Annotated in this window: 8 protein-coding genes and 2 pseudogenes (1 of these 10 only partly in view); 3 read left to right on the top strand and 7 right to left on the bottom strand. The window is 62.6% G+C overall.

Translation table 11 applies throughout. The features are described from left to right. A pseudogene (locus A2X88_08410) lies at nucleotides 1–887 on the bottom strand (hypothetical protein). A 242-nt stretch (nucleotides 888–1,129) separates the two neighbouring features. Beyond that, the gene (locus A2X88_08415; protein OGP35420.1) at nucleotides 1,130–1,333 is read right to left on the bottom strand and encodes a hypothetical protein; all 204 of its coding nucleotides are present in this window, start codon (nucleotides 1,331–1,333) and stop codon (nucleotides 1,130–1,132) included. Nucleotides 1,334–1,498: 165 nt separating this feature from the next. Between A2X88_08415 and A2X88_08420 the strand changes: the two genes are divergently transcribed. Further along, on the top strand, nucleotides 1,499–1,729 hold the full coding sequence (locus tag A2X88_08420) for a hypothetical protein (protein OGP35421.1): 231 nt from the start codon (nucleotides 1,499–1,501) through the stop codon (nucleotides 1,727–1,729). Between the two features lie 723 nt (nucleotides 1,730–2,452). Here A2X88_08420 and A2X88_08425 read toward each other — a convergent pair. The 3 genes from A2X88_08425 to A2X88_08435 form a co-directional block, all read right to left on the bottom strand. After that, nucleotides 2,453–3,181: an MBL fold metallo-hydrolase gene (locus A2X88_08425; protein OGP35422.1), complete on the bottom strand. Its 729-nt coding sequence runs from the start codon at nucleotides 3,179–3,181 to the stop codon at nucleotides 2,453–2,455. Nucleotides 3,182–3,343: 162 nt separating this feature from the next. Further along, the gene (locus tag A2X88_08430) at nucleotides 3,344–3,676 is read right to left on the bottom strand and encodes a hypothetical protein (GenBank protein ID OGP35423.1); all 333 of its coding nucleotides are present in this window, start codon (nucleotides 3,674–3,676) and stop codon (nucleotides 3,344–3,346) included. Between the two features lie 264 nt (nucleotides 3,677–3,940). Beyond that, entirely contained in the window at nucleotides 3,941–4,756 is an 816-nt protein-coding gene (locus A2X88_08435; GenBank protein OGP35424.1) for an enoyl-ACP reductase, read from the bottom strand. 624 nt (nucleotides 4,757–5,380) lie between these two features. Between A2X88_08435 and A2X88_08440 the strand changes: the two genes are divergently transcribed. Both A2X88_08440 and A2X88_08445 read left to right on the top strand, forming a co-directional pair. After that, the gene (locus A2X88_08440) at nucleotides 5,381–5,620 is read left to right on the top strand and encodes a hypothetical protein (GenBank protein ID OGP35425.1); all 240 of its coding nucleotides are present in this window, start codon (nucleotides 5,381–5,383) and stop codon (nucleotides 5,618–5,620) included. An 82-nt stretch (nucleotides 5,621–5,702) separates the two neighbouring features. Beyond that, nucleotides 5,703–6,056: a hypothetical protein gene (locus tag A2X88_08445; protein OGP35426.1), complete on the top strand. Its 354-nt coding sequence runs from the start codon at nucleotides 5,703–5,705 to the stop codon at nucleotides 6,054–6,056. Nucleotides 6,057–6,320: 264 nt separating this feature from the next. On the opposite strand, the gene A2X88_08450 is transcribed toward A2X88_08445, so the two are convergent. Together A2X88_08450 and A2X88_08455 are read right to left on the bottom strand one after the other, a co-directional pair. Beyond that, nucleotides 6,321–6,578 carry a hypothetical protein gene (locus A2X88_08450; protein OGP35427.1) on the bottom strand — a complete coding sequence of 86 codons (258 nt, stop codon included), beginning with the start codon at nucleotides 6,576–6,578 and terminating at the stop codon, nucleotides 6,321–6,323. 137 nt (nucleotides 6,579–6,715) lie between these two features. Then, a pseudogene (locus A2X88_08455) lies at nucleotides 6,716–6,918 on the bottom strand (hypothetical protein); it runs 547 nt beyond the window's last position.

Here is a 6,918-nt window from a genome sequence, read left to right on the forward strand (position 1 = left end):
TGGTCGGCGGCCTTTTGCTGGTTCTCCGACCGCACCAGCTGCTCGATCGTCAGGCCGGACTCGGAAAGCCGTTGTTCGATCCAGGTGAGCGGCAATGCCAGGGCGGTGCTCTGTCCCTGCAACCGGCGGGCGAATTCCGCGACGAACGAGCTCACCATCGGGGGGTTCGACCGCGCCATGTCCGCAGTAAGCAATATCAGGCTCTTCGGGTCCTTTTCGGCGATCTCCATCATCTTTTCCGCCCAGCGGGCGGCGAGGTCCCGGTCGATGCTTCCGGCGACAACCCGTGCTCCGACGCGCCGGAGATTCTCGATCAGCGCCAGGCGCAGCATGATGGGGATGGCCCACAATTCGCCCAGCTTCAGGAGGGTCACCTTCTGGTAGGACGCCACGAAACTGCTGAGACTTTCCGGGTCCACCCGTCCATCGCCGTGCGAGATCGTTTCATGCGCGATGTCGTACACGCGCGGAAGTCCGGCCGACGGTCCGTCCAGCAGGCGAGGCAGTTCCCTGCTGTACCCCTTCGGCAAGTGCCTCTTGGCCGTGCGGATCTGTTCTTCGATCAGATAGAAGTTGTCGAGGAGCCATTCCCCGGCCGGCGGAATCCGGCGGTTCGCATTGACCGCCGACGTCAAAAGATTGCAGGCTCCCGTCAGGATGCGTTCATTCTCCGCCAGCCGGGTCAGAAGCCTGTCCCGAATTCCTCTCGGAACCAGTTTGTGCAAACCCGCAAGGGTCTTGCCATGAAGCTCCATCCGGTCGCTGCTGAACAGTTCCGAACGCAGCGGCGGTTCGTCGCCGGCGTACATTTTCGCCGATCCGCTCCCGCGGAGGCTCGCCCCGATATGGCGCAAGTTCGCGAGGATGGACTTGCCGCTCGCCTTCAAGTTTGCTGTCTCCTTCTACCGATGCATCAGGATTGGCGTTGCAGCAGGTAAGGTCTTGCAGCCTGAATGATTCTTATGGCCATTACGACAAGCGCAACCACCGGGAGGACAGGAATGAATCCTCCCGGCCTCCCGCTATGTAACAACCAGGTTGTTTATCACCGATTTGACGCCCGCAACCCCGGCGGCGACCTCTCCCGCCTTTTTGGCGGCTTGGGCCGAGTCATGGATTGTTCGCATCTTCAACCTCCCTGCCGGTTAAAGGGCCCATGACCCTGTTTGGACTCCATCGAGGCCATCAGTACGATTTCCTTCTCGTGCACGTTACGCATCAGCACAACCGGCTTTCCGTTCTTGGTTATCACGATCTCCTCTCCGCTTGCCTGGATCTGCGAGACGATTTGGGTGGCACGCTGTTTTAGCTCCGTAACCGTTACGAACCGCATTTGCCTCTCCGTGAAATGTTCATTTTAGGGGCCTTGGAAATTCTCATTATTATGATATTTATTATAGCAATTGTTCTGTCCTTGTTTGTGTTTATGTCACTCCTTCCCGCCGAACACCCGTCGGAAGAACCCGATGGCCCGATCGGTTCCCCGACCGTCGGGACGATGACGAAGATCCTGACGCACGAAGTGACGATCAAGAGCGTCCGCCTGGGAAAAACGGTCATCGGGAAGCAGGCGCTGGTGGGGGCGGGTGTCGTAATCCGTTGCGGTGTCACCATCGGGGAAGGGGCGGTCGTCGCCATGAACTCCTTCGTGAACCGGGACGTCCCTCCTTTCATGGTCGTCGGGGGAAGCCCGCTCCAGGACATCAAGAAGCTGGACAAACTCCTCTGACCCGGCTGCGCCGATCCGCGATCTCGGTCATCCACGACAGGAAGTTTCTTTATTCGCACCCTAACCAGGAGGGCTCTTCCCCCCGGCCGGCCGTTGTGTTTTTTTAAGCCGGGTCGACCGGCCCGACATGAAAGACCCTGCCATCCCGCCCCCCCCCGCTTTGGGCGTCCTTTCGCCGTTGGTACGCTACCATGGACCGGGAATCAACCGACCCCCCTCACACGTCGGGCGTCGATGTGAAGGTGACGGGCAGGCATGTAATTCCGTTTGCGCCGGGTTTGCGTTCTCCTGTCACTTCCTGTCCTGTACGGTCACTTCCTGTCCTCTTGACGGAGGACCTAACCGGCCGAAAACGCTGAAAGGACGGGGGGATACAGGAGTGGCCCACAGCTGTTCGTAGTCAAGTGCTCTATCCAGCTGAGCTAAGGGCGCGCGCAGAAGGAAAGTCATCATACTTCAAGGGGTTTCCGGCGTCAACAGCGTTCAGGATACAGCGTTCAGGACACACCCTCCCCAGGAAACCCCGAATTCCCCCCGAAAAAAGCGGTTGTTTGCACGGGGTTTGCGGTCCGTGCGGTTTCCCTATCAGAAATATCTTCGTCCGGTCGGTCTAATACCGGGGAGCAGTTCAGGTCTTCCGGCATTTGAAAACGCCTTGGACCGATACGAGGGAGGCAGGTCATCTTCAGGAATGTCGAAGAAAAGGGGTTTGGGTCACCCGGGTCATTCTTCGTTGCCGAGAACCTCCCTCATGACGGATGCCAGTCCCCGCAAGGCGTTTCCTCCGTCCCCCCGGAATGAGGAACCGTGCATGATCGCGAGGGTCCTCGGCTGAAGGTCGGCCAGTTCCGCCATCCGGCGCTCGGTATTTCCCGTATAGGGATAGGAGTTCAGCAGCTGGGTGGACTGGAAGTCGACCATCGCCTTCCGGGCTTTTCCGATCACGTCGGAGTCGGTGAGAGGGTCCACATCCCCCCCATGGAGGAACAGGTCCGAACAGAACAACGTCCGGTTCGTCTCCTCGAAAAGCATGCCCGCATCCCAGGAGTGCGGCAGATGGTGCGTCGGAAAGAGGCGAAACCGATATTTCCCGGTGGTGAGCACGTCCTCTTTCGGGATCCAGCGGGGTGCGCGGGACGCAAAATCGGTCACGTTGACGAGCGCCGCCACGACCGTACAGAGGGGTTGCGCCTGCGGAGCCTCCCGGAGCCACTCGTTCAAGGAGCCGCACTCGTCGGACTCGAAATGACTGAAACTCAGCCATCGGATCGTCGACGGATCCACGATTCGCGCGACGGCTTCCCGGATCGTCTCAAAGTCGCCTTTCATTCCGGTGTGAAAGAGCAGGGGCTCGTCGTCCTTGACGAGGAACTGATTGAATTGAAGCTGGTAGTTGGCGTTGTAGGTCGAAATGCGGTAGACGTCGGGGGCGATTTCGCTGACGTTCGTCATGATTCCCTCCTCCGAGAAGCGGCTGCAGACCGGCCCACCAGGAAAGCATCACGGGCAGATTTCCGGTGATGAAACAGTTTTTCACCGTGGTTTATGTCTAAGGTTCCTGCAGGCGTCCCGGCGAATTTCCCCCCGCCGGGCCAAAGGTTTCGGGGCGATGCCCTACAGCCCGAAGATCTCCTTCACCTTCGCCTCGAACGCCTCGTCCGTCAGCTGCTTGGCCGTCGGAACGAACGTCTCCGCCTCGGCACCCACCGGGGTGCGGATGGGGGAACCGGCATCCTCGATCACGCGGAGGACCTCCTCCGCGACCGCCACGGGGTCCGGCCCCTCGTTGATCTTCTTCGCCACCACGGGGATACGTTTCGACGCCAGCGCGGCGTACGGCGACTCCGGGGAGACGGTCGCCGGATTCGCAACCAGTGCCCGGGAAAGGCGGTCCGCGCGGGCTTCATTCCGAGAGGGTGTATCGTTTTCCGTCTCCCTTTCGTCCACGTTTACCGGAAAGGAGGTGATCCTGGTGAGCGGACTGGAAAGTTTGCTGCGTCGGGATGAAGGGATGGAGAGGCTCGGGGAGATTTCCCGTGAGGAGTACGAGGAGAGGAAAAGAGCCATTGGCCAGGGAAGAGCGTAGGCAGTGGCGCCGAAGGGGGAACACGACCGATGAGGCTCCGGCGATCACGCCTTCGCCCGGTCGGCGGCGGGCTCGCGTTCGGTTCTCCTCCCAGACGGCGAATCCGTCGTCTCGGATTCGGGCGCTCAGGACGAGGGGGAGGAGGCGCCCGATGGGGCCGGTTCGACGCCCGGGTCGCCGGCGCCGATGTTGAACCCCGCGTCGACGTAGTGCACTTCGCCGGTCACGCCGGAAGCCCAGTCCGAAAGGAGGTACGCGGTGGCGTTCCCCACCTCGTCCTGCGTCACGTTCCGTCGGAGCGAGGCGCCACGGGCGTTCTTCTCCATCAGTTTGCGGAAATCGATCACGCCGGAGGCGGCCAGCGTACGGATCGGCCCGGCCGAGACGGCGTTGACGCGGATCCCTTCCGGCCCGAGATCGTGGGCCAGGTAACGGACCGCCGCTTCGAGGGCGGCCTTCGCCACACCCATCACGTTGTAGTTCGGCACGGCGCGCACCGCCCCAAGGTAACTCATCGTCACCATGGACCCCCCAGGTCCCATCAACCGGGCCGCCCGCCGGGCGCAGGCAATGAAGGAGTAGGCGGAAATATCCAGCGCGAGGTGGAAATCGGCGCGCGCGGTATCCCGGAAATTGCCTTTCAGCGATTCCCTGTTGGCAAAGGCGATGGAGTGCACGAGGAAGTCGAGCCGCCCCCAACGGGCCTCGACCTTGGCGAAGAAATCGTCGAGCTGGACGTCGTCGCCGACGTCGAGCGGTTCGACGAAGCTCGAATGGATCGACTCCGCCAGGGGATGAACGCGTTTCATCAGCGCCTCGCCGAGATAGTTGAACCCGAGCTCGGCCCCCTCGCGGTGACAGGCCATGGCCACGCCCCATGCGATCGATTTCTCGTTGGCGACGCCCAGGATCAGCCCTTTCCTGCCTTGCAGAATGCCCACGAGACACCCCCCGGGTTCGATCAAACCCAATCTTATCAGGGAGCACCGGAAAGAGCACGTGGATCGATGGAGACATACGTCTGCCTCATTCGATCCGGAGGGAACGCCCCGATCTCCCGGCCGTCGTACCCCCCGGCCCCGACAATCCGCTGGGGAGCCACGCGCTCCGCCTTTCGGGCCGGTCCCTGCTGATTCACGGCACGAATCGTCCTTGGGGTATCGGGACGCGCAGCAGTCAAGGATGCATCCGGCTGTATCCCGAGGATATCCCCAGGCTGTTCCAGATCGTCAGGCGCGGGACGCCGGTCGCCATCGTCAACCAGCCCGTGAAGGCGGCGGCTGTGGGAGATCGTGTCTACCTGGGGGTTCACGACTACGGGGACGGGGGAGATCTGTATGGCGAGGCGCTGAAGGTGCTGGAGGCGAAACGTCTGACGAGCCGGGTCGATCCCGAAAAAATCCGGAAGGCGAGCACGGAGAGGGAGGGTCTCCTGGTGGACGTCTCGAAATAGAAGAAAACGGCACGATGCAACGGAGCCAAGCGCGCGAGAAAAGAACACCACCATGCTGCTAAGGAATCCCGCGTCAACACCCTCTCCGAGAACCCCCGTTCTCACCTGGAAAATGGCGCGGATCTGCGCGGGACGTCCAGTCCTTTCGGATTCCGCACGAGAATTTTCCCATGTCCCGAAGCGATTCCACGCCGTCATGGCGGAAGACAGCGGGCAGAGCGTTCTCTCTTCGCTTGAATCCCACGTCCTCCCCCTCATCCCCGGGCTGGCCGACCGGATCGCCACGGGGATCCGCGTACTGGACGTCGGGTGCGGCAGCGGCCGGATCATGAACCGTCTGGCCGACCAGTAAGTACCCCGACAGCCGCTTCACCGGAATCGACCTTTCGCAGGAGGCGATCGGCAAGGCGCGCGCCGAGGCATCGCAGTAGGGTTTGCGGAACATCGAGTTCCTTGTCCGCGATCCGACCGGTTTCGACGCGACCGCGAAGCCCGGGATGTACGATCTCATCACGACGTTCGACGCCGTGCACGACCAGGCAAGGCCGCTGGAGGTCCTGAAAGGGATCCATCGCGCATTGAAGGCGGACGGATGGTACCTGATGCAGGACATCCGGGGATCGAGCCACGTGCATGACAACATCGGCCACCCGATCGGGACATTCCTGCGGTCTGGCGGCTTCCTGTCCGTCGGATGGAGCACATGCTCGAGGAAGAACCTCGTCGCCTGCGGGCAGGTCTTCCCTGACCTGGCCGATGCATGGACCGGCGTCGGGCATCTCCGGTAACGACGTCCCGGCCGGCCCGCTCCGACCCCGTCGCCCCGCGATCATCGAAGCCGTATGATGCCCTGGGCCGCGCCGCGCCCTTGGAAAACCACGGGAGACCCGCTCACGCCTCCGGCAGGATCACAACCTTGCCCTTGATCGGAATGTTCCCCGCCGCGAAGCCGATCACCAGCAGGCGCCCTCTCCACGCTGTGGCGCGCAGGGCGGGCTCGGTGTAGGGGCCTCCCACAGGGTCGAAGACTACGTCCGCCCCCCTGCCGCCGGTCAACTCGCGGACCCGGTCCCGCAGGTGTAAAGGAACGCGGCGCCGGTCTCGAAGTCCATCCCGGCGGGCAGCGGACGCACCCGGCCGGCGTCGACCGCGCATTCCTCCGCGAAGCCGCCCCATCCGGCGATGGCGATGACCCGCTCCCCCGGCCGGAACCCGCGCACGCCGGCGCCCACCTCGAGAACCACGCCCGCCGCCTCGGCGCCGGGAGAAAACGGCAGCGGGGGCTTGACCTGGTAGAGGCCCTGCGCCATCAAGACGTCGGGGAAGTTGAGCGAGGCGGCCTTGACGTCAAGCAGGATCTGCCCCGGGCCGGGGCGATCGGGCGCAACGGCTCCTGGACGAGGCGCGCAAGGCCTTCGCATCCACCGAAGAGCGGATTCGCCGTGGATCACGATCCCATGCGCCCCCGGACCGCTTTCCAGGACTTCGTGATGAGAAAACTCTCGTCCATGTCGGCGATCATTGCGGCAAACTTGTTCATCGGAACGGCGAAGCTCAGCGTCGAGCGGGGGACAAAGGGTCTGGCGGAAACGTCGAACATCCCGAGAACGGCCCTGGGGTTGGGCGCATCCTTTTCGAGGAAAGGATATT

It is taken from the genome of Deltaproteobacteria bacterium GWC2_65_14 (genome assembly GCA_001797615.1).
Lineage (GTDB): Bacteria > Desulfobacterota > Deferrimicrobia > Deferrimicrobiales > Deferrimicrobiaceae > GWC2-65-14.